17 protein-coding genes are annotated in these 18,317 nt (G+C 69.5%); 8 read left to right on the top strand and 9 right to left on the bottom strand.

Going from position 1 to position 18,317, the window contains the following annotated elements:
• Positions 1-62: 62 nt before the first annotated feature.
• Together ACVCL3_RS05245 and ACVCL3_RS05250 are read left to right on the top strand one after the other, a co-directional pair.
• A complete protein-coding gene (locus ACVCL3_RS05245) occupies positions 63-746 on the top strand; it encodes an SDR family NAD(P)-dependent oxidoreductase (RefSeq protein ID WP_447099273.1) in 684 nt (227 codons plus the stop codon).
• 40 nt (positions 747-786) lie between these two features.
• Positions 787-1,536 carry a class I SAM-dependent methyltransferase gene (locus ACVCL3_RS05250; RefSeq protein ID WP_447100627.1) on the top strand — a complete coding sequence of 250 codons (750 nt, stop codon included), beginning with the start codon at positions 787-789 and terminating at the stop codon, positions 1,534-1,536.
• A gap of 42 nt (positions 1,537-1,578) precedes the next feature.
• On the opposite strand, the gene ACVCL3_RS05255 is transcribed toward ACVCL3_RS05250, so the two are convergent.
• From ACVCL3_RS05255 to ACVCL3_RS05270, 4 genes are all read right to left on the bottom strand, one after another.
• Positions 1,579-2,208 carry a glutathione S-transferase N-terminal domain-containing protein gene (locus ACVCL3_RS05255; protein ID WP_447100628.1) on the bottom strand — a complete coding sequence of 210 codons (630 nt, stop codon included), beginning with the start codon at positions 2,206-2,208 and terminating at the stop codon, positions 1,579-1,581.
• Between the two features lie 92 nt (positions 2,209-2,300).
• The gene (locus ACVCL3_RS05260; RefSeq protein ID WP_447100629.1) at positions 2,301-3,731 is read right to left on the bottom strand and encodes a hypothetical protein; all 1,431 of its coding nucleotides are present in this window, start codon (positions 3,729-3,731) and stop codon (positions 2,301-2,303) included.
• Between the two features lie 20 nt (positions 3,732-3,751).
• Complete coding sequence (locus ACVCL3_RS05265; RefSeq protein WP_447100630.1) at positions 3,752-4,810, bottom strand: radical SAM protein; 1,059 nt, start codon at positions 4,808-4,810, stop codon at positions 3,752-3,754.
• A 69-nt stretch (positions 4,811-4,879) separates the two neighbouring features.
• On the bottom strand, positions 4,880-5,212 hold the full coding sequence (locus ACVCL3_RS05270) for a hypothetical protein (RefSeq protein ID WP_447100631.1): 333 nt from the start codon (positions 5,210-5,212) through the stop codon (positions 4,880-4,882).
• Positions 5,213-5,684: 472 nt separating this feature from the next.
• Here ACVCL3_RS05270 and ACVCL3_RS05275 point away from each other — a divergent pair, with 472 nt between their 5' ends.
• The gene (locus tag ACVCL3_RS05275) at positions 5,685-6,752 is read left to right on the top strand and encodes a DUF5694 domain-containing protein (RefSeq protein ID WP_447100632.1); all 1,068 of its coding nucleotides are present in this window, start codon (positions 5,685-5,687) and stop codon (positions 6,750-6,752) included.
• A gap of 18 nt (positions 6,753-6,770) precedes the next feature.
• Entirely contained in the window at positions 6,771-7,319 is a 549-nt protein-coding gene (locus ACVCL3_RS05280) for a hypothetical protein (protein ID WP_447100633.1), read from the top strand.
• Positions 7,320-7,338: 19 nt separating this feature from the next.
• Here ACVCL3_RS05280 and ACVCL3_RS05285 read toward each other — a convergent pair whose 3' ends face one another.
• Both ACVCL3_RS05285 and ACVCL3_RS05290 read right to left on the bottom strand, forming a co-directional pair.
• Positions 7,339-7,833: a cupin domain-containing protein gene (locus ACVCL3_RS05285; RefSeq protein WP_447099280.1), complete on the bottom strand. Its 495-nt coding sequence runs from the start codon at positions 7,831-7,833 to the stop codon at positions 7,339-7,341.
• Positions 7,830-8,048: a DUF4865 family protein gene (locus ACVCL3_RS05290; protein WP_447100634.1), complete on the bottom strand. Its 219-nt coding sequence runs from the start codon at positions 8,046-8,048 to the stop codon at positions 7,830-7,832. The genes ACVCL3_RS05285 and ACVCL3_RS05290 overlap by 4 nt, the downstream gene beginning before the upstream one ends.
• 308 nt (positions 8,049-8,356) lie before the next feature.
• On the opposite strand from ACVCL3_RS05290, the gene ACVCL3_RS05295 reads away from it, so the two are divergent.
• Complete coding sequence (locus ACVCL3_RS05295) at positions 8,357-11,584, top strand: EAL domain-containing protein (protein WP_447100635.1); 3,228 nt, start codon at positions 8,357-8,359, stop codon at positions 11,582-11,584.
• A gap of 94 nt (positions 11,585-11,678) precedes the next feature.
• The gene (locus ACVCL3_RS05300) at positions 11,679-12,434 is read left to right on the top strand and encodes a M90 family metallopeptidase (RefSeq protein ID WP_395117418.1); all 756 of its coding nucleotides are present in this window, start codon (positions 11,679-11,681) and stop codon (positions 12,432-12,434) included.
• A 16-nt stretch (positions 12,435-12,450) separates the two neighbouring features.
• On the opposite strand, the gene ACVCL3_RS05305 is transcribed toward ACVCL3_RS05300, so the two are convergent.
• Positions 12,451-13,092 (bottom strand): NAD-dependent dehydratase, encoded by a 642-nt coding sequence (locus tag ACVCL3_RS05305; protein ID WP_447099282.1) that lies wholly within the window; start codon positions 13,090-13,092, stop codon positions 12,451-12,453.
• A 112-nt stretch (positions 13,093-13,204) separates the two neighbouring features.
• On the bottom strand, positions 13,205-14,008 hold the full coding sequence (locus ACVCL3_RS05310) for a hypothetical protein (protein WP_447100636.1): 804 nt from the start codon (positions 14,006-14,008) through the stop codon (positions 13,205-13,207).
• A 452-nt stretch (positions 14,009-14,460) separates the two neighbouring features.
• On the opposite strand from ACVCL3_RS05310, the gene ACVCL3_RS05315 reads away from it, so the two are divergent.
• Both ACVCL3_RS05315 and ACVCL3_RS05320 read left to right on the top strand, forming a co-directional pair.
• Positions 14,461-16,131: a tetratricopeptide repeat protein gene (locus ACVCL3_RS05315; RefSeq protein WP_447100637.1), complete on the top strand. Its 1,671-nt coding sequence runs from the start codon at positions 14,461-14,463 to the stop codon at positions 16,129-16,131.
• A 315-nt stretch (positions 16,132-16,446) separates the two neighbouring features.
• Entirely contained in the window at positions 16,447-17,676 is a 1,230-nt protein-coding gene (locus ACVCL3_RS05320; RefSeq protein ID WP_447100638.1) for an MFS transporter, read from the top strand.
• Positions 17,677-17,716: 40 nt separating this feature from the next.
• Here the strand turns inward: ACVCL3_RS05320 and ACVCL3_RS05325 are convergent, their stop codons facing one another.
• Positions 17,717-18,286: a peroxiredoxin family protein gene (locus ACVCL3_RS05325; protein ID WP_447100639.1), complete on the bottom strand. Its 570-nt coding sequence runs from the start codon at positions 18,284-18,286 to the stop codon at positions 17,717-17,719.
• Between the last annotated feature and the right edge of the window lie 31 nt (positions 18,287-18,317).

Genomic DNA, 18,317 nt, shown 5'->3' on the forward strand with positions numbered 1-18,317 from the left:
TTTTCTTTGTACGGCCTGCGCGGCAGGCTATCCTGTCCGGCGGACAGCCTCGGGAGAACACCATGCAATTGGACCACCTGCGCGTCGCCGTCACCGGCGGTTTCGGCACCCTGGGCCTCGCCACGGTGCAGGCGGCGCTGGCCGCCGGCGCCCGCGTCGCCGCCATCGATCGTGCCCCCGCACCGAGCGCAGGCATCGGCGCGGCCAGCTGCATCGGCGGCGTCGACCTGGCCGATCCCGCCGCCGCGGCGAACGCGCTGGACACTGCCGCCGAGGCCATGGGCGGGCTCGACGCGCTGGTCAACATCGCCGGCATGTTTCGCTACGAGAGCGTGGCCGACGGCAACGCGGACACCTGGGACCTGCTCTACCGGGTCAACCTGCGCACCGCCGTCGCGGCGAGCCAGGCCGCGCTGAAACACCTGCATGCCGGCGGACGCATCATCAACATCGGCGCCGCGTCCGCGCTCAAGGCCGGCGCCGGCGTGGCGGCCTATACCGCCTCCAAGTCCGGCGTGATGCGCTTCACCGAATCGCTCGCCGAGGAGCTCAAGGAGCGCGACATCACCGTCAACGCGCTGCTGCCCAGCATCCTCGACACGCCGCCCAACCGCGCCGACATGCCGAAGGCCGACTTCACGCGCTGGGTCAAACCGGAGCAACTGGCCGACGTGATCGTGTTCCTGCTGTCGAAACAGTCCGCCGCCATCACCGGCGCCCTGATCCCGGTGACCGGGCGCGTGTGACCGCCGCCCCTCAACCCTCCAGCCGCCCACCACGACGCCCATGCCCAATCCCTCCGTGGCCGACCAGGCCAGCGCGCGCGCCGAGAACTTCCGCACCGGCTTCGCGGGCCAGCCGATGCGCGAGTACAAGGGCCTGCCGATCTACGCCGCCCCCGGATTGCATGAGGCGGCCACCGAACTGCTGGTCGGCGCGGCGAGCGCGGGCGCGCGCGTGCTGGAGTTCGGGGCCGGCAGCGGCGCGATGTCGTTGCGGCTGACCGACCTGGGTTTCCAGGTCACCGCCAGCGACCTGTTTCCCGAAAGCTTCAAGCCGACCGACGTGCCCTTCGTCGCGGCCGACCTCAACGGCGCATTCGCCGCGCAATGGCCGCAGGGCTTCGACGCGGTGATGGCGCTGGAAATCGTCGAGCACCTGGAAAACCCCCGCGAGGTGCTGCGGCAGATCCGCGCCCTGCTGCCGGTCGGCGGGCAACTGGTGCTGTCCACGCCGAACATCGCCAACCCGGTCTCGCAGGCGCTGTTCCTGCGCACGGGCCAGTTCCAGTGGTTTCGCGACATCGACTACCGCGAACAGGGCCACATCACCCCGCTCAGCCCGTGGGTGCTGGAAAAGGCGCTGCAGGAAGCCGGCTTCACCATCCGCGCCGAACGCGCCGTCTCCAGCCCGTTCCGCCGCATCCGCCGGCTGGGCTGGACCGTGCGCCTGCTCGCACCATGGTTCGCCTTGTTCAACGGCCTGCCGCGCGCACGCCGCGGCGAGGTGTGGCTGGTGCGCGCGGAGGCGAGCTGACGTCGCCAGGCTCGGTGCAGCGCTTCGCCGGGGCCGACCGCTTCAATCCCGAGCGGGCGTGTCAAACCGATAAGCCGTGCTTCGCGCCGAAGCCCGCTGCCCGAAGACGCGGGCGAAATCGCCGAGTCGCACATACGGCGCGAGTGGCACGGTGGTGCGGAAGGCCAGGTGTTCGAGCAGGCAGAACAGCGACACTTCCAGCATGCCCAGATCGTGCGGCGGCAGGGTGGCAATGATCGAGGGCGCCCGCTCGTCGAGCCACGCCAGTGCGTTGCGCAGGCCCGTGGCCGCCTTGACGAAGTAGATGCTGTCCGGCGGAAGCCCCGCGATCTGCGTGCCGAAACCGAGCTGCACCTGGGCCTGCATCGCGTGCCAGACCAGCTCCTGCGCGTTGCGCGCCGGCGCGTCACGCAGATTCTCGGGCCAGAGAATCACGGCGGAGCGCGGGGCGAGCTCCGCCAGCGTGCGGCAGATGTTCTCGGTCCCGAAAACCACTGTCCCGCCATGACTGAGCACCGGCAACTTGAGGGCGGGGTTGCCCGTGTAGCTGCGCTCGTCCAGCGAGGCCAGGTCGTACACCGGCGCAAACTCGCAGGCCACGTCCAGCTCGAGCGCGAACATGCGCGCCAGACGGGTGTAGTGGGAGCTGCTGCGCCCGGTGATGCGCGGCAACGGGCTCGCAGCGGCCTCGTCGGATCGAACGGACATCGCGGCGCCTCGCACAGGAGAGTCCCGTCATTATCGCCGCCGTCTGCGCCCCCCGATCAAGCGTCCTTCCCTCCCCCACCCGCCGGCAGCAGCACGCCCACGCCGAGCAGCGCGGCGATCGCGCCCAGCACGAAGATCACCGCCTCGCCGGAGGTGGCCAGGTGCGCCGACGGCAGCGCGCGGCTGACCCAGTCGATGCCGACTGCGTAGGCCAGCGTCATCAGGATCGCCGACGCCACGCCGATCGCCAACGCGTACCAGGCTCGGCGGCGCCCCTTGCCGCGGATGAACGCACCGAGGAGACCGCCGGCAACAGCCGCGGCCAGGAACAGCCACGGCGCGGTGAACACCACGGTGGCCGGTTGGGAAACCACGCCGGCGTCGGCGACACTCACGCTGGTGGAGCTGGCCGAATCAGAGCGCAGCCGCGCGGTGGCCACGCCCTGCGCGTCGAGCTTCACGTAGGTGGGGTCGAGCGAGCCGTGCTCGTTGCGCAGCGTCACCGGATAGCCGTCGGGCGTGACCAGGCCGCGGGCGCGCAGCGTGATCGCGGTCTGGCCGATGCCCCAGCCGGCGATCTGCGGGTTGGCGGCGATCACCTCGATGGTGGGTTTCACCACCGGCAGGTCGATCGCGTTGCCGCGATCCTGCGGGTCGGCGCTGACCGACACGTGGTAGCGATCGCCGGGGAAATCCGGCACGGTCACGCGCACCGCATGCCAGCGCCCGACGTCGGCGATGCTGAGCGGCGCGGGCGTCACGTCGGAGGCACCGGCCGCGGTGATCGCCACGGTTACCGGCGTGTTCAGCGGGCGCCGATCGGCGGGATCGTCGAGATTGGACAGCGCCACCGAGAAGCCGCCGCGCCAGGCGGAATGCGCAGCGTCCAGCACCAGCCCGGTGTTGTCGGCGATGAGCGCAGCCAGCCGCACCGGGCTGGCCTCCGCCCCGGTGGTGGCGCTCACCACATAACCCAGCCGCACGGCGGATGTCTGCGCCCCGGCCGGCAGCGCCGCGCGCAGCGGCGCCGACAGCGCCACCCGGGTCGCGCCGGTACCGGTGCGGGTGACGAAGACCGAACCCGGCCGTGCCTGTTCGGCAACCGTATCGGGATTGACCACTTCGACATGGCTGCCGGACACCGCCTTCACCTCGCCGCTGCTCAGGGCCAGCGGGTCGAGACGGAACTTCTGCGCCGCCCGTGCGGCAGCCGGGCTGAGTACGGCGGCCGGCCTGGTGGTGGTTGCCGACGCCGGCAGCGGCGGCTGCCCCGCCACTACGTGCAGCATCGCATCACTCAACGCCACGTGTTGCTCCGCACTCGGGGCAGACACATGCGTGACGCTGCTCGCCGCCTTCGCCACCGGCACCAATGCCTCGTGCTTGTGCAACTGCTGCAGCGATTGCGCTGGCGGCTGCGCCAGTGCATCGACACTGCCGAGGCAGGCAAGGCCCGCGATCAACCCCATGGTGATGCATCTGCGCATGTCGTCCCCCGAAGGTTCGCCTAGGCCGTCAACCGCACCGGCGTCGTCAGCGGCCGCCGCGCCGGTCGATGCGCGCTGGCCGTGGTGATCGCGGCATACCAGTTGGTGAACGGCAGGTGCTCCGGCGCGTCGCGCATGCCGGCCCAGACCTGCTCGGCGAGATGGCGGAAGCGCGGATAGCGTTCGCGCTTCCAGCGCGCAGCCTGCGTGCGGAACGGGCCGCGATCGAGTCGCGCGATCGCATGGGTGGTGGCGAAGCCGTGCTGGATCGGCACCACCCAGCCATCCTCCTGCACCACCAGCGGCGAGACCAGCGCGGCCAGCCGCGCATCGACGGCAACGTCCGCGGTCACCGCCGGGCCGGCAAAGGCACGGCAAGGTTCGCGCGCGATCAGCTGGCGATCGGCCACGTCGTACTGCAAGGTCAGCTGCCCGTGGTACTGCCGCTGCAGCCGCGCCACTTCGAGAAACCCGTACGCGAGCTCCAGGTCGTCCGGCGGACGCAGCTCGTACTCGCGGGCGCGGCCGACCTTTTCCAGCGGATGGATCTGCAGCAACCGCGCACCCTCGGTCGCGGCAAGGCCGGCGACCCAATCCAGCTCGGGCAGGTTGTCCATGGTCAGCGTGAAGATGAAACCGAACGGCACGCCGGCCGCGCGCAGCAGGTCGAGTTTGGCGCGCATCTGCTCGAACGCATGCGCGCGGTTGCGCATGCGGTTGTGGCTCTCCGGCACGCCATCGAGGCTGATCGCCAGCAGCCCGAGATGCGGCGCCAATTGCGCCAGCCGCCGCGCATCGAGCAGCAAACCGTTGCTGGTGACCGAGGTGGCGAAACCCAGCGACCGCGCGCAGGCCAGCAGGCGCGGCAGCGGCTTCCAGGTCAGCGGTTCGCCGCCGGACATGCCGATCGCGTTGTAACCCTCCCCCGCTGCGTCGGCGAGGAATCGCTCGAGCAGCTCCACGTCCAGCTCGCCGCGCTGCTCCGGACCGGAGGTCGAGTAGCAATGCCGGCAACGCAGGTTGCAGCGCAGCGTGGGGTGGATCTGGATGACGTTGACGACGTCGCCGGTCGGGCCCATGACGTTCTCGCGGCAAGGCAACGGCGGCCGGGCGATGGCTCCCGGCCGCTTGGATGCATCAGTCGGCCTCTAGCGACCGGCGTTGCGGATATTCACTTCGAGCCGGAACCACTCCGGCACCGGGATGCCGTAGGGGAAGCACGATGCGCTGACCTGCAGCGTCGGACCGTTCAGCCGCATCAGCTGGCTGACCACCGGGCCGAGTTGCTTGGCGTTGACCTCCAGTTGTGCCTGGATCAGGTCGATCGCCGGCTGTCCGTATTTCCACCACCACTTCACTTCGTAATCGCCGCGTGCCACGCCGAGCGCCTTGGCGATGCCGGCGTGATCGTGCGGTTTGAGGGCGAACAGTTTGGCCGAGCCCCTGTTGGCGTTGCTTGTGATCTTGCGAGTCGTGGCCATGAAGAAGCCTCCTGCGCTGGATTGCCGGTTGCCCGGGCGAAGGCGGCTGCGACAACTGGAACCCGGCGGCCTGCCCGCCGCCGGAGTCCGATCGCCCGCCCCCGACGCCATGTCCAGCAAGCGACATGCCAGCACGCAACGGCACCGCGACCGCGCCGCAGCGCGGCCGCCGCACGTCCACGCGCCGCGAACCGGGGCGCGAATGACCCGCTACCGCGTTCCCCCGGGTCAGGTGATACCCACCAGGCGTCATTCCTATTTGCACACTGCCGTGCGGAATGAACCCACGCCGCGCACCTCGCTTTTTTTTCCTGCGGCGCTCCCGACATCCCTCGTGACTTTTCGCACGTGCCCGTGTCGGTGCATGCCCGCACCATGGCGTGACGGCGGCGCGCGGTCGCGCCGATGCAATGGCCGGCGAGGTCGGGCCCGGCGCCAATACTTCCCCACACCTGCTGCCACGGAGCGACGCATGACCAATCGATGGACGAGCTGTGGCCTGCTGGCGGCGCTGCTGTGGTCGGGCACGGCGCTGGCGCAGGTCGACCTGTCCGGGCTGGACCAGGGCATGGCCGGTCCGTCGTCGCAGGTGCTGGTGCTGGGCAGCGTGCACCTGTCGCAGATGCCCGACGGGTTCAAGGCCGATACCTTGCAGCCGGTGCTGGCGAAGCTGGCCAAGTTCAGGCCCGACATCATCACCGTCGAGGCGATCCCCGGCGAAAGCTGCGCGATGATGAAGCGCAACCCGGCGCTCTACGCGGCGCAAGACGTCGCGACTTACTGCAGCGACACCACGGCGGCGAAGAAAGCCACCGGCCTGGACGTTCCCGCTGCGGTGGCCGCGGTGAAGGAGTCGCTCGCACACTGGCCGGCACGGCCGCACGCGGCGCAGCGCCGGCACCTGGCCGCGCTGTTTCTCGCCAGCGGCGACGATGCCTCGGCGCTGACCCAGTGGCTGCAGTTGCCACAGGCCGAACGACACGCCGGCGATGGCCTGGACGATGCGCTGGCCACCCGCCTGCGCGAACTGCAGACGCGAAACGGCGAGGACCTGCAGATCGCCGCGCGCCTCGCCGCACGGCTGGGCCTGCAACGCGTGTACCCGGTCGACGACCACTCCGGCGACAACGTGGACGTGCCTGACGTCCCCGCCTACGCCAACGCGATCCGCCATGCCTGGGCCGCCAGCGCGGGCGAAGTGGCGGCCGATCGCAGACAACAGGAAACGCTCACCGGTCGCGGCGACATGCTCGCGCTGTACCGCTTCATCAACCGGCCCGAGGTCCTGCGCAGGCAGATCGACGCCGACATGGGCGCGGCGATGCGCGATGAGTCGCCCGGCCACCTGGCGCGCATCTACGTCGCCGGCTGGGAGACGCGCAACCTGCGCATGGTGGCCAACGTGCGCGCGGCATTTCGCGAACGTCCCGGTGCCCGCGTGCTGTGCATCGTCGGCGCCACCCACAAGCCGTGGTTCGACAGCCTGCTGGGCCAGATGCAGGGCGTGGCCATCGTCGACGCGGAAAAAGTGCTGCAGTAACCGCCCCGGGAATCCCGCATGTTTCAGGCAAATCGACCGCGCCTGGCTGGCGCCCTCCTCATCCTCGTGGCCATGCTTGGCACGGGCTGCTCGGGCGTGGCCACGCGCGAGATCGAATCGGCGCGTGCCGAGGTGCATCGCGAGCCGCTGGGCATGAACGCCAAGGGCCATCCCGACGCCAGCATCGACGCCTCCGGCGCGGTGAAGATCGGCAACGATCCGCTGGCGCTCTCCGCTGCGCAGAAGGCCGAGGCGCTGCGCTACCGCGAGGCGGTGATCGCGCTGGTGGATCTCTCGCTGGACAAGGCCGCGCACATGACCCGGCACGTCATGGCCAGGACCGTGTTCGCGATGATGACCGGCCGCCTGGACAAGATGGAGAACAAACTGGAGCAGCAAGGCCTCGCTCTGTCCCACTCGCCCGAATTCTGCGCTGCGTTGGCTGACGTGGTGCAGCGCCAGGACCGGATGGTGCAAGCGGTGGTGAACCTGCGGCCCTACGCGCACATCAGCCAGCGGGAAGTAGACAACTGCGTGGCCGGCCGACCGTACCACGCAGGCATCTAGGACGCCGCGCGATCCGCCGTCAGGGCTTCGTCGCGGCCACCCGCGACGGATCGTCGGCCGGATGCACGTAGTGGATCTGGAACGGCCCGTAGAAACTCAGGTCGATGACCACGCCCTCGTCCGCGGTATAGGCGTAGTGGTGGTGCATCGCCGGCAGCGACGCGTAGCTCATCGCCGGCAGCGCCTTGGCCGCGGCCTTGTCCACCTGGTCGCCCATGCCGATGTGGAAGGTTCCCTGCAGCACGGTGAAACCCTCCGCGGTCGGGTGCCAGTGCGGCGCGAGTACGGTGTGCGGCGGGATCTTCAGGCGCAAGGTGGTGAACCCTTCCGCGAACGGATTGCCGCTCAGCACCGCCAGTTGCACACCCTTGGGCAGCACCGGCGGCGCCGGCATCCATTTCAGGTCGCCGGGCGCGAGCTGCACGGCAGCAACAGCAGGCGGCGCGGCCGCGGCGGGGGTCGGGGCCAGTTCCAGTGAAAGCGCCAGCAAGGCGATCGCGCATGTCGTGTTCATGGGTGCATCCTCCGTTCGACAGAAGCTGTCCTCACGGAAGAACACCGTCGCGCCGCAAATTGCGACAGCGTTTCGTGGCGTGGCACCGTCGCCGCACTCTCGGCATGCAGGTACGCCTTGAAACAAAGCTGCGGGGAGACGTCGAGCAGATGGCCCTTGCCGGCGATGCGGCGGCGGATGACCGCGGCCAGGCGGCGCACCGCCGGGTTCGGCACCGGCTAGCTGGCCTCGGCGCCAGGCCGGAACAGCCGCCGACTCACGCGCACGGCATGCGCGCCATGTTCAAGAGATTCCCGGCGACGCCGCTACAAGGCAGAGATGCCCCGCGGCGAACCGGGCCGGCCTGCGCCGGACCGCGCCGATTGGGGTATGGTTGAACTTCGCAAGGGGGGCCGCGACCGCAAGAGGCATCTGCATGAAGCGATGGCGCACGGCATGCATCGGAGGAGCGTTCTGTGGCCTGGCAGCGGCATTTGCGGCAGTGGCCGCGTCGCCGCCGCCGAGCGCCTCGACGTCCGCCGCCATGTCGCCCACCCCCGCGCGCATCCGCGTGGTCACCGACAACAACTACCCGCCCTTCCTGTTCCTCGACGGCAATGGCAAGCCGCAGGGCTACGAAGTCGACATGTGGCGGCTGTTCCAGCAGCGCACCGGCATCCAGGTGGAGCTGGAGCCGATGGCCTGGAGCGAGGCGCAGAAGGAGTTGCTGGCCGGCAAGGCCGACGTGATCGACATGATCTACCTCACGCCGGAGCGCGTGCCCCTGTACGAGTTCTCCGCACCGTACGCGAAGCAGGCCGTGGGCATCTACGTGGCGCGCAGCATCCGCGGCATCGCCGACAGCACCGGCCTGCGCGGCTTTCCCGTGGCGGTGGAGCGCGGCGACGCCTGCGCCGAACACATGCGAAGGCAAGGCATCACCGACCTGCACGAATACACCAATTACAAGGAGATCATCCAGGCTGCGGTCGGCGGCAACATCGGCGTGTTCTGCATGGACACCAACCCGGCCAACTACTACCTCTACCGCTACGCCGCGCTGGACAAGTTCTACCTCGCCTACATCCTCTATACCGGCCAGCCCCGCCGCGCCGTGCGCGCGGGCAACGGCGCGATGCTGCAGACGGTGGAGCGCGGCATGGCGATGATCACGCCGGCCGAACGCGCCGCCCTGCGTGAGCGCTGGCTGGATCGTCCCGCCATGTCGCAACCTTTCGCGCGGACGGCGCGCATCGCGCTGATCGTGGGACTGGCGCTGGCCGTGTTGCTGGCCTTGTGGGTATGGTCGCTGCGCCGCACGGTGGCCGTGCGTACCCGCGAGCTGCGCGCGCAGAAGCGCAACCTGCGCGCCCTGTTCGACGCCAGCCCGGACGCGATGTGGGTCAGCGACGGCAAGGGCGTGCTCACCGATTGCAACGACCGCGCCTGCGGCCTGTTCGGGCGCACGAGCGAATCGCTGCTCGGCCGCACGACGTTCGACGCCTTCGACGAGCGCAACACGCGCTTCGCCGCCGCATCGCGCTCGATGAGCCAGGGCGTGCTGTCGAACGGACAGCCGAGCAATGCGATCGTGCCGTACGAGGCACCGGACGGCGACAGCCGGCAACTGGAACTGAGCAAGGTGCCGCTGCACGATCCCACCGGCGCGATCCACGGCGTGCTCACCGTGGCGCGCGACGTCACCCGGCGCCTGCACAGCGAGGCGCAACTGCGATTGTGGGCGCACGCGTTCCAGAACGCCGCCTTCGGCGTGGCCATCTGCGACTCGCGCACGCGGTTGCTGACCGCGGTCAACCCGGTGTTCGCCAGCGAGCGCGGCTACGCGCCCGAGGAAATGGTCGGCACGCCTGTCGACGCACTGTTCCCGCCCGACGTCCTTGCCCGCCAGCACGAACAATGGGCGCAGGCCGACCGCCTCGCGCACCTGGTCTGGGAAACCGAACAGATCACCCGCGACGGGCGTCGCTTTCCCGCGAAACTGGACTGCTCGGTGATCCACGACGAGGACGGCGCGGCGCTCTACGCGATCCTCTACGCGCAGGACATCACCGAGCGCAAACGCGCCGACAGCGAACTGCGCCTGGCCGCGGTGGCCTTCCAGGCCCAGGAGGCGCTGATGGTGACCGACGCCCACGGCACCATCCAGCGCGTCAACCAGGCGTTCACCCGGCTCACCGGCTATCGCATGGACGAGGTGCGGGGGCAGCCCTCGTCGCAGGTCTGGGCGCGCCGCGACGACAAGGCGCCGGCGCACGAGCACCACGAGCAGCTCGGCCCCGACGGCTTCTGGCAGGAGGAGCGCTGGATCCAGGTCAAGCACGGCCAGCCGCGGGTGGTGCGCGCGGCCACTTCGGCAGTCGCCGACGCGCAAGGCCAGGTCACCCACCGCGTCTGCACCATGGTCGACCTGACCAGCGAGCGCGAGGCCCACGCCAGCGTCGACCACATGACCTTCTTCGACCCGCTCACCGATCTGCCGAACCGGCATTTCCTGCGCAACCACCTCAAGCACCTGCTGGGTCAGGCCGAAGGTTTTCGCGCGCTGCTGCTGCTGGTCGACCTGGACCACTTCAAGCGCGTCAACGATCTGCGCGGCCACGCCGCCGGCGATCACCTGCTGACCCTGATCGCGCAGCGCCTGCGCCGGCTGCTGGAAGACGGCTGCGTACTGGCGCGATTGGGCGGCGGCACGTTCGCGCTCGCCCTGCCGTGCGAGCGGAGCAACCGCAGCGAACGCGCGCAGCGCGCCCGCGAGTGCGCCGAGTGCGTGCGCGAGGCGCTGCACGAGCCGTTCCGGCTGGCCAGCGACGCGCCGGTGACGATCACCGCCAGCATCGGCTGGTCCGAGTTGGCGGCCGGCCACGACACGCCCGAATCGGCGCTGCGCGAGGCGGAGCTGGCGATGTACAGCGCCAAGGCGGCCGGCCGCGACCAGGTATGCCGCTTCGAGCCGGAGATGCTGGCCGAACTGGCGCAGCGCGACGGCCTCGTGCACGACCTGCGCGACGCGATCGCCCAAGGCGCGATGGCACTGAACCTCCAGGCGCAGGTCGACCGCTACGGCCGCGTGCTCGGCGCCGAAGCGCTGCTGCGCTGGACGCGCCGCGGCGTGGCGATATCGCCCACCGTGTTCATCCCGGTGGCCGAGGAGAGCGGGCTGATCCTGCCGCTGGGCGACTGGGTGCTGCAGCGCGCCTGCGAGTTGCTGGTGGCCTGGTCGAGCCGGCCGGCCACGCAGTCGCTGACCCTGGCGATCAACGTCAGCGCGCGGCAGTTCGCCCAGCCGCACTTCGTGGACGGCGTGTGCCAGGCGCTGGCGGCCACCGGTGCCGATCCGTCGCGGCTGAAACTGGAAATCACCGAAACCACGATCATGGACGACCTCGCCGAGGCGGCGGTCAAGCTCACCGCGCTGCGTGCGCAAGGCATCCGCATCTCGCTGGACGACTTCGGCACCGGCTATTCCTCGCTGACCTATCTCTCGCGCCTGCCGCTGGACCAGCTGAAGATCGACCAGTCCTTCGTTGCCTGCCTGCCGGAGGACGCCAACGGCGCGATGGTGGCGCAGACCATCATCGGCATGGGCCGCGGCCTGGGCCTGGAAGTGATCGCCGAAGGCGTGGAAACCATCGCGCAACGGCAGTTCCTGCTGACCCAGGGCTGCGACGTGTTCCAGGGTTACCTGATCGGCCACCCGCTGCCGCCGGCGGAGTTCGAGGCCACGCTGGAAGCGCACCCCGCGCCGGTCTGAATCGCCGCACCGCCCGTGCTTATGCATCGCCCGCCCGCTTGAGTAACGGCGCGACGGCCCAGATGTTCCGGAGCTCCCCCTCCAGCATGTGGCCATGTTCGACATCTTCCGCAACTGGCGCGCACGGCGCACCGTCACCCGGCGCCCGATCGCCGAAGCGCTCTGGCGCGAGGCGCTGCAACGCTGCACCGCCGCGCGCCGGCTGGGCGCGTCGGACCAGGCTGCGCTGCGCGTGCTGGCCACGCTGTTCCTCGAACGCAAATCGCTGGAGCCGGTGGAAGGCTTGCCGCTGGGCGACGTCGACCGCGTGTTGCTGGCGGCGCATGCCTGCATGCCCATCCTGAAACTGGGCATGGACTGGTACGACGGCTGGCACAGCATCATCGTCTACCCGGATGCATTCATGCCGCAGCGCCAGCACGTGGACGCCGCCGGCGTGGTCCACCAGGGCCACAGCCTGCTGGCCGGCGAGGCGTGGGGCCGCGGTCCGGTCATCCTGTCGTGGGCGGAAGTGCTGGACAGCGGAAAGAAGCCCGGCCACAACGTGGTCATCCACGAGATGGCGCACAAGCTCGACATGCTCAACGGCGAGGCGAACGGCTTCCCGCCACTGCACCGGCGCATGGATGCCAGGCGGTGGTCGCAGGTGTTCTCCGACGCATGGCATCGCCTCAAGCAGGCACGCAACAACGGCGACGAGCTGCCGATCGACGCGTACGCGCTGGAAAACCCGGCCGAGTTCTTCGCCGTGTGCAGCGAGCAGTTTTTCGAGGCTCCGGCCAACCTGCGCGAGCACTTGCCGGAGGTCTACCGGCAACTCGAGCTGTTCTATCGCCAGCATCCGCTGTAGGCCGGCGCCCGCCGCTTCATGCCGGCGACAGCAACTGCTCCGGGGAAATCACCGCGCAGCCGGGGGTCATCGCCAGCGCCGACTGCAGCAATGCCTGCGCGATTCGCGGCGCCGGGACGATGCGCCAGTGTCGCGGCACGATCGGCGCCAGCGCCTGCAGCACACGCATGCCGAGCTGCTCGCGCAGCCGCCGCCGCTCGCGCTCGCCGCCGATCAGCGAGGGCCGCAGCACGGTCAGCGAGGGATAACCCAGTGCCTGCACCGCCTGCTCCACCTCGCCCTTGATGCGCAGGTAGAAGTAGCGCGATGCCACGTCGGCACCCCATGACGAGGTCAGTGCGAAGGCCTGCGCGCCACCGGCCCGCGCCAGTCGCGCAAACGTCAGCACGTAATCGAAATCCACCCGCCGGAACGCCGCGGGCGAGCCGGCATCGCGCAGCGTGGTACCCAACGTGCAGATCGCCGCATCGGCCTGCCACCACGCGGCATCGGCCGGCAGCTGCTCGAAGTCGACCACGGGGTTCACCAGTTTGGGATGCGCCGGCAGCGGCCGCCGCGTCGGCGCCACCACCCGGGTGACGGCGGCATCATCCAGCGCCATCCGCAGCACCTCGCGCCCGACCAAGCCGGTGGCACCGCACAGCAACACTCGCGACATGCATGCCTCCGGAGGACAGGAAAACGCAATGGACGACTCGGCGGACCACGCGTCGAGCGTCCCGCGCTTCAGATGTTACCCGCGCGATGCGTCGCGACCGCGCCGGCCTCCGTCAGGGCGCCAGCACCTTCGGCGCCAGCGCGTGCCAGCCCGGCATGTCCCACAACAGGTTGACGGCAACAGCCACCGGCAGGAACAGGCCCAGCCAGATCAGATAGACCCGCTGCACCGGGCGCTGCCTGACCACGTCCCACAGGAACAGCGGCGACACCGCAAGCAGCGTGTAGAGGTCGGTCGAGAACGGACCGGGATGGATCGACGGCAACCAGCCGATGCGATCGATCGCCGCCTGCAGCGGCAAGGCTATGGCCAGGAACATCATCCGCTTGTGGAAGTCCGGATCGGTGCGTCGCGCACGCAAGGCGAGCCAGATGAAAACGGCAAACAGGATGCCGGCCTGCAGCTGCAGCAAGGCGATGTTGTCGAGGAAAAGGAGCGTCTGCTGGAGCTGTTCACGCACCGGCGACGGCGCGACGTGCGCCCCGTTCCAGACCTGTCGGTAAATCGTCGGGACCAGGAGGAAACCGGTGACGATGATGGCCGGGACCAGCACGAAAGCCAGGCGCCCCAGCAGCATGTGCCGCTGGCGCCGGCCGGTCGCCATCAGCCAGGACTGGACGAGCAGCAAGACCAGAAACGAGCCCATCAACACGGCATGCACATGCAGTACCGGCGGGAACGGCGGCCTTGCCCCGGCCCGGACCATGGCGACTTTCTGCAGCGAGTCCGGCACGAATCCGGTCAGCGTGATGGCGATGAAGAACGCCGCCATGAAGACCCAGATCCAGCGGTCGACGGCCGCCATGAGGTTCGGACTGGTGGGTAGGTCAAGCGCCTGCGCGTGATTCGTGGTCATGGCATCCCCGATTGGTTCTTTCCACAACGGATGGCTCAACCGGGCTCGGTCACCGAGTGGGTCGCGGTGCCGAGAGCACAGGTGAGTCCAATGGCACAGGCGCCGGTGTCCCAGCCGGACATCCAGGCAAACGGCGGCGTTCGTGCCTGCCCCAAAACTGGTACTTCCCCTCACTACCCCATCGCACACTCATGCGGTCGAGTACGACAAGGCACTCGCGCACGTCGCGCATGGTGAGCTTTCCCGGATGGGACCGCAACAGCCGGCCGGAGAGCCAAAAGCTGCCAGGGACAATGCGAACGTGGAAGGTATGGATGGACGTCCAATCGGCCGCAGGGGCGGTGAACCGGCCTGTGCGTGGCCTGAGAAAATCGGGCATCCATTTCCGCAAACCTCGGCTACTCTGTCCGCTGCTTCCCCCCTGTTTCCGAACCGACCATGGGAGAATCACGATGATCCGTCGATGCTTGTTCCTGCCGCTGCTGGCAGTCCTGCTGGCGGGCTGCAATCCCGCGCCGAGGGCGGCCGGCGACGCCGCATCCGCGCGCGAAACCGCTGCGCCGCCGCTGTTCGATACCTTCGGCGACCTGCACCACGACGTGGCCACCCCGGTGCCCTTGGCGCAACGCCATTTCGACCAGGGCCTGCGCATGGCGTATGGCTTCAACCACGAGGCGGCCGGGCGCAACTTCGCCGAGGCGGCGCGACTGGACCCGCAATGCGCGATGTGCGTCTGGGGCCAGGCGCTGGTGCTGGGGCCGAACATCAACCTGCCGATGGACCCGGACCACGCGAAGGACGCCACCGCCCTCGCCGCGCGCGCGGCCAGCCTGGCCGCCACCGCACGTCCGGTCGATCGCGCGCTGATCCAGGCACTGCAACTGCGTTATGCCGACCCGGCGCCGGAAGATCGCGCACCGCTGGACCGCGCCTATGCCGAAGCGATGGCGCGCGTGGTCGCGCAATTCCCCGAGGACGACGATGCCGCCACCCTGTACGCGGAGGCGTTGATGGATCTCTCGCCCTGGGCGTACTGGGAAAAGGACGGCACCCCGGCCCGGTTCACCCCGCGCCTGCTCGGCGAACTGGAACGCGTGCTGGCGCGCAACCCGCGCCACATCGGTGCGATGCACTACTACATCCACGCCACCGAATCCTCGCCCGAGCCACAGCGCGCCGAACCCCACGCCGACGCGCTGGCCGCGCTGGCGCCCGGTTCGGGCCACCTGGTGCACATGCCCGCGCACACCTACATCCGCGTCGGCCGCTACCACGACGCGACCCTGACCAACCTCGCCGCCACCACCGCCGACAAGGATTTCCTGGCGATGTGCCGCGGCAGCAACGGCGTCTATCCGCTGGGCTACGTGCCGCACAACTGGCACTTCGCCACGATGACGACAGGCCTGACCGGCTCGCGCACCCTGGCGCTGCAGGCGGCCGAGCAGACTGCCCGGCGCGCCGACCGTGCCGCAATGGGCGCGGCGCCAATGGAGTTCATGCAGCAATTCGTGGTCACGCCTCTGCTCACGCAAGTCCGCTTCGGCGACTGGGACGCGATTCTTGCCGACACCGCCGCGTCACCGGAACTGCCATACCCCGCGGCGATCCGTCACTTCGCCCGCGGCATGGCACACACGCGCAAGGGCACCCTGATCGAAGCCGCTCGCGAAGCCGACGCCCTGCATGCGATCGCCGTCGATCCGGCAATGGCGAAAGTAAGCTTCTTCGACATCAACCACGCCGATGGCGTGCTGCGCGTGGCCGACGCCCTGCTGCGCGGGGAACTGCTGCGCGCACAAGGCAAGTACGCGCAGGCCATCGCCGCGCTGCACGAAGCGGCAGCCGCCGAGGATGCGCTGGCCTACAACGAACCGGCCGACTGGCCGCTCCCGGTCCGCCCCTACCTCGGCGCCGCGCTGCTCGAAACCGGCGATGCCGCGGGCGCGGCGGAAGCATTCAACCAGGACCTGAAAACCTACCCGCTCAACGGCTGGTCGCTGTTCGGCCTGGCGCAGGCCCAGCAAAAGCTCGGTCAGGTCGACGCCGCGCGCGAAACCTCGAAGCTGCAGGCGACCGCATGGCAATGGGCCGATGCGCCGCTGACGACGGCACGATACTGATAGCGAAGAGACCCCTCGCCGTCTCGTCGTGCCGTCATTCCGGCCAAGGTGCGCGGCCGTCGTCGTCGACGCCACGGCCCCCGGAATTCCACGCCCTCGCAGGAGCCCGCTCCTGGGGTTGGGAAGTCGACGGGACCGGGGCGGCGCAACGCGTTCAACGCCGTCGTGTCGGTTGTTCCGGGCCACGCTTCGCCGTGCGTACGCCATGGCCCGCACACTGCCGGGCGGCGACAAACGCTTTCCCGTCCGGTTACCCTGCCGAAGCCGCACCGGCTTCGCCGGTCGCGCGGCGCGTGCCATCCCCGGGTCTTTCGCATGTTGAGCAGCATCCGCACCACCGCACCGCTGTTGTCGAGCACCGTGTTCCTGTTGATGGGCGTCGGCCTGCTGCACACGCATATCGCGTTGCAGGGCGAGGTGCTGGGCTTCTCCGTGGCGATGATCGGCGTGCTGACCTCGGCCTATTACACCGGTTTCCTGGTCGGCACCTACACCGTGCCCCGGCTGACGCATCGCTTCGGCCATATCCGCACCTTCGCCTTCTGCACCTCGCTGCTGGCGGTGGTGGTGCTGGTGCAGGCACTGACCTCGGCCTACGCGGCATGGCTGGTGCTGCGCGTGTTGCAGGGGCTGCTGCTGGTGGGCCTGTACGCGATCATCGAGAGCTGGCTGAACACCGCCGCCGATCCGAAGCATCGCAGTTCGGTGTTCGCCGTCTACATGATGCTGAACCTCGGTGCCAGCGCGATCGCGCAGCAGTTCCTGCACATCGGCGGCGAGGGCTTCGTGTTGTTCTGCGTGGTGGCGATCCTGGTCTGCGCGGCGAACCTGCCGGTGGTGATGACCCCGCAGCCGCAGCCGTCCATCCATGCCGCGCCGCGCGTCCAGGTCGGGCGCATGTTCCGGCTGGTGCCGACCGCGCTGGTCAGCGCACTGATCTCGGGCATGGTGCTGGGCGCGTTCTGGGGCCTGCTGCCGTTGTATGCGGCCGCGCGCGGTCTCGGCGCGGCCGAAGTCGGCACCTACATGAGCGTGGCGATCGCCGGTGGCGTGGTGCTGCAACTGCCGCTGGGACGGTTGTCCGACCGCATCGACCGGCGCCTGGCGCTGGCGTTGATCAGCGCCACCGCGGCATTGGCGGCGCTGGCCAACCTGGTGTTGCCGAACGCCGGCCACACCATCGCCATGCTGCTGGTGTTCGCCTTCGGCGGCATGAGCTTCGCGGTGTACCCGATCGCGGTGGCGCACCTGGTGGACTATCTGCGCCGCGACGAGCTGCTGTCCGGATCGAGCACGGTGCTGCTGGTCAACGGCATCGGCTCGGCGGTGGGGCCGCTGCTGGCGGGCACGCTGATGAGCCTGACGCGGCCGACGCTCCTGTTCGGCTGGTTCGCGGTGCTCGACGGCCTGCTGGCCGGCTACGCGCTGTACCGCTTCATGCGCCGCAAGCGCGAAGTGACGCCGGACGACAACTTCGTGCCGCTGGTGCACACCACGCCGGGCGCGATGGACATGCATCCCGATGTGCCGGAGCGATCAGCCTAGGCCGCGCTTCCTCATCATCCTTCAGCCGTGCGAGGCGTCGCTACGACGGCGGCGGCCGCGCCCCCGCGGCGATCCCGCAGCGATCTTCGCTGCAAGGTTCCGCCGAAGGCGCCGCGTCCGCCACCTGCGGGCGCGACTGCTCCAGCTCCGCCAGCAACGTGCCGATTTCCGCGCCGAGCAGCAGGTCATCGTGCTGGCCGAACACTTGGCGACGCAGCCGCCCCTGCGCGTCGATCAGGATCGTGGTCGGCGTGCCCTGCATGGCATACGCGCGCATGGTGCACGGAATCGGATCGCCGGCCGGGCCGGGCGCGTCGATGCCGACCGGAAACGCGATGCGGTATTCGTACAGGAACGCGCGCAACGACTCCGGCCCCATCGCCGCGTGGTGCTCGAACACCGTGTGCAAGCCGACCACCGCCAGCGGCGCGCCCTCGAACAGCTTGGCCACACGCTGCGCCTGCGGAATGCCGTGCGCCACGCAGCCCGGACAAAGCATCTGGAACGCGTGCAGCAGCACCACCCGCCCGCGAAAATGGCCGAGGGTCAATGGCTCGGGCGTGTTCAACCAGGCGCTGGTGCGCCACTCGGGGGCTGCTGCGGACGTCATCGCAATCTCCATCCCTGCTGCACGACCCGCG

The organism is Rhodanobacter sp. UC4437_H4 (assembly GCF_052978425.1).

Excerpts from the sequence above, each read along its gene's own strand:
- ACVCL3_RS05300 (WP_395117418.1), top strand. The coding sequence starts at position 11,679 with ATGTTCGACATCTTCCGCAACTGGCGCGCACGGCGCACCGTCACCCGG.
- ACVCL3_RS05325 (WP_447100639.1), bottom strand. The coding sequence starts at position 18,286 with ATGACGTCCGCAGCAGCCCCCGAGTGGCGCACCAGCGCCTGGTTGAAC.
- ACVCL3_RS05295 (WP_447100635.1), top strand. The coding sequence starts at position 8,357 with ATGTCGCCCACCCCCGCGCGCATCCGCGTGGTCACCGACAACAACTAC.
- ACVCL3_RS05320 (WP_447100638.1), top strand. The coding sequence starts at position 16,447 with ATGTTGAGCAGCATCCGCACCACCGCACCGCTGTTGTCGAGCACCGTG.
- ACVCL3_RS05275 (WP_447100632.1), top strand. The coding sequence starts at position 5,685 with ATGACCAATCGATGGACGAGCTGTGGCCTGCTGGCGGCGCTGCTGTGG.
- ACVCL3_RS05270 (WP_447100631.1), bottom strand. The coding sequence starts at position 5,212 with ATGGCCACGACTCGCAAGATCACAAGCAACGCCAACAGGGGCTCGGCC.
- ACVCL3_RS05245 (WP_447099273.1), top strand. The coding sequence starts at position 63 with ATGCAATTGGACCACCTGCGCGTCGCCGTCACCGGCGGTTTCGGCACC.
- ACVCL3_RS05260 (WP_447100629.1), bottom strand. The coding sequence starts at position 3,731 with ATGCGCAGATGCATCACCATGGGGTTGATCGCGGGCCTTGCCTGCCTC.
- ACVCL3_RS05265 (WP_447100630.1), bottom strand. The coding sequence starts at position 4,810 with ATGGGCCCGACCGGCGACGTCGTCAACGTCATCCAGATCCACCCCACG.
- ACVCL3_RS05310 (WP_447100636.1), bottom strand. The coding sequence starts at position 14,008 with ATGACCACGAATCACGCGCAGGCGCTTGACCTACCCACCAGTCCGAAC.
- ACVCL3_RS05305 (WP_447099282.1), bottom strand. The coding sequence starts at position 13,092 with ATGTCGCGAGTGTTGCTGTGCGGTGCCACCGGCTTGGTCGGGCGCGAG.
- ACVCL3_RS05280 (WP_447100633.1), top strand. The coding sequence starts at position 6,771 with ATGTTTCAGGCAAATCGACCGCGCCTGGCTGGCGCCCTCCTCATCCTC.
- ACVCL3_RS05250 (WP_447100627.1), top strand. The coding sequence starts at position 787 with ATGCCCAATCCCTCCGTGGCCGACCAGGCCAGCGCGCGCGCCGAGAAC.
- ACVCL3_RS05315 (WP_447100637.1), top strand. The coding sequence starts at position 14,461 with ATGATCCGTCGATGCTTGTTCCTGCCGCTGCTGGCAGTCCTGCTGGCG.
- ACVCL3_RS05285 (WP_447099280.1), bottom strand. The coding sequence starts at position 7,833 with ATGAACACGACATGCGCGATCGCCTTGCTGGCGCTTTCACTGGAACTG.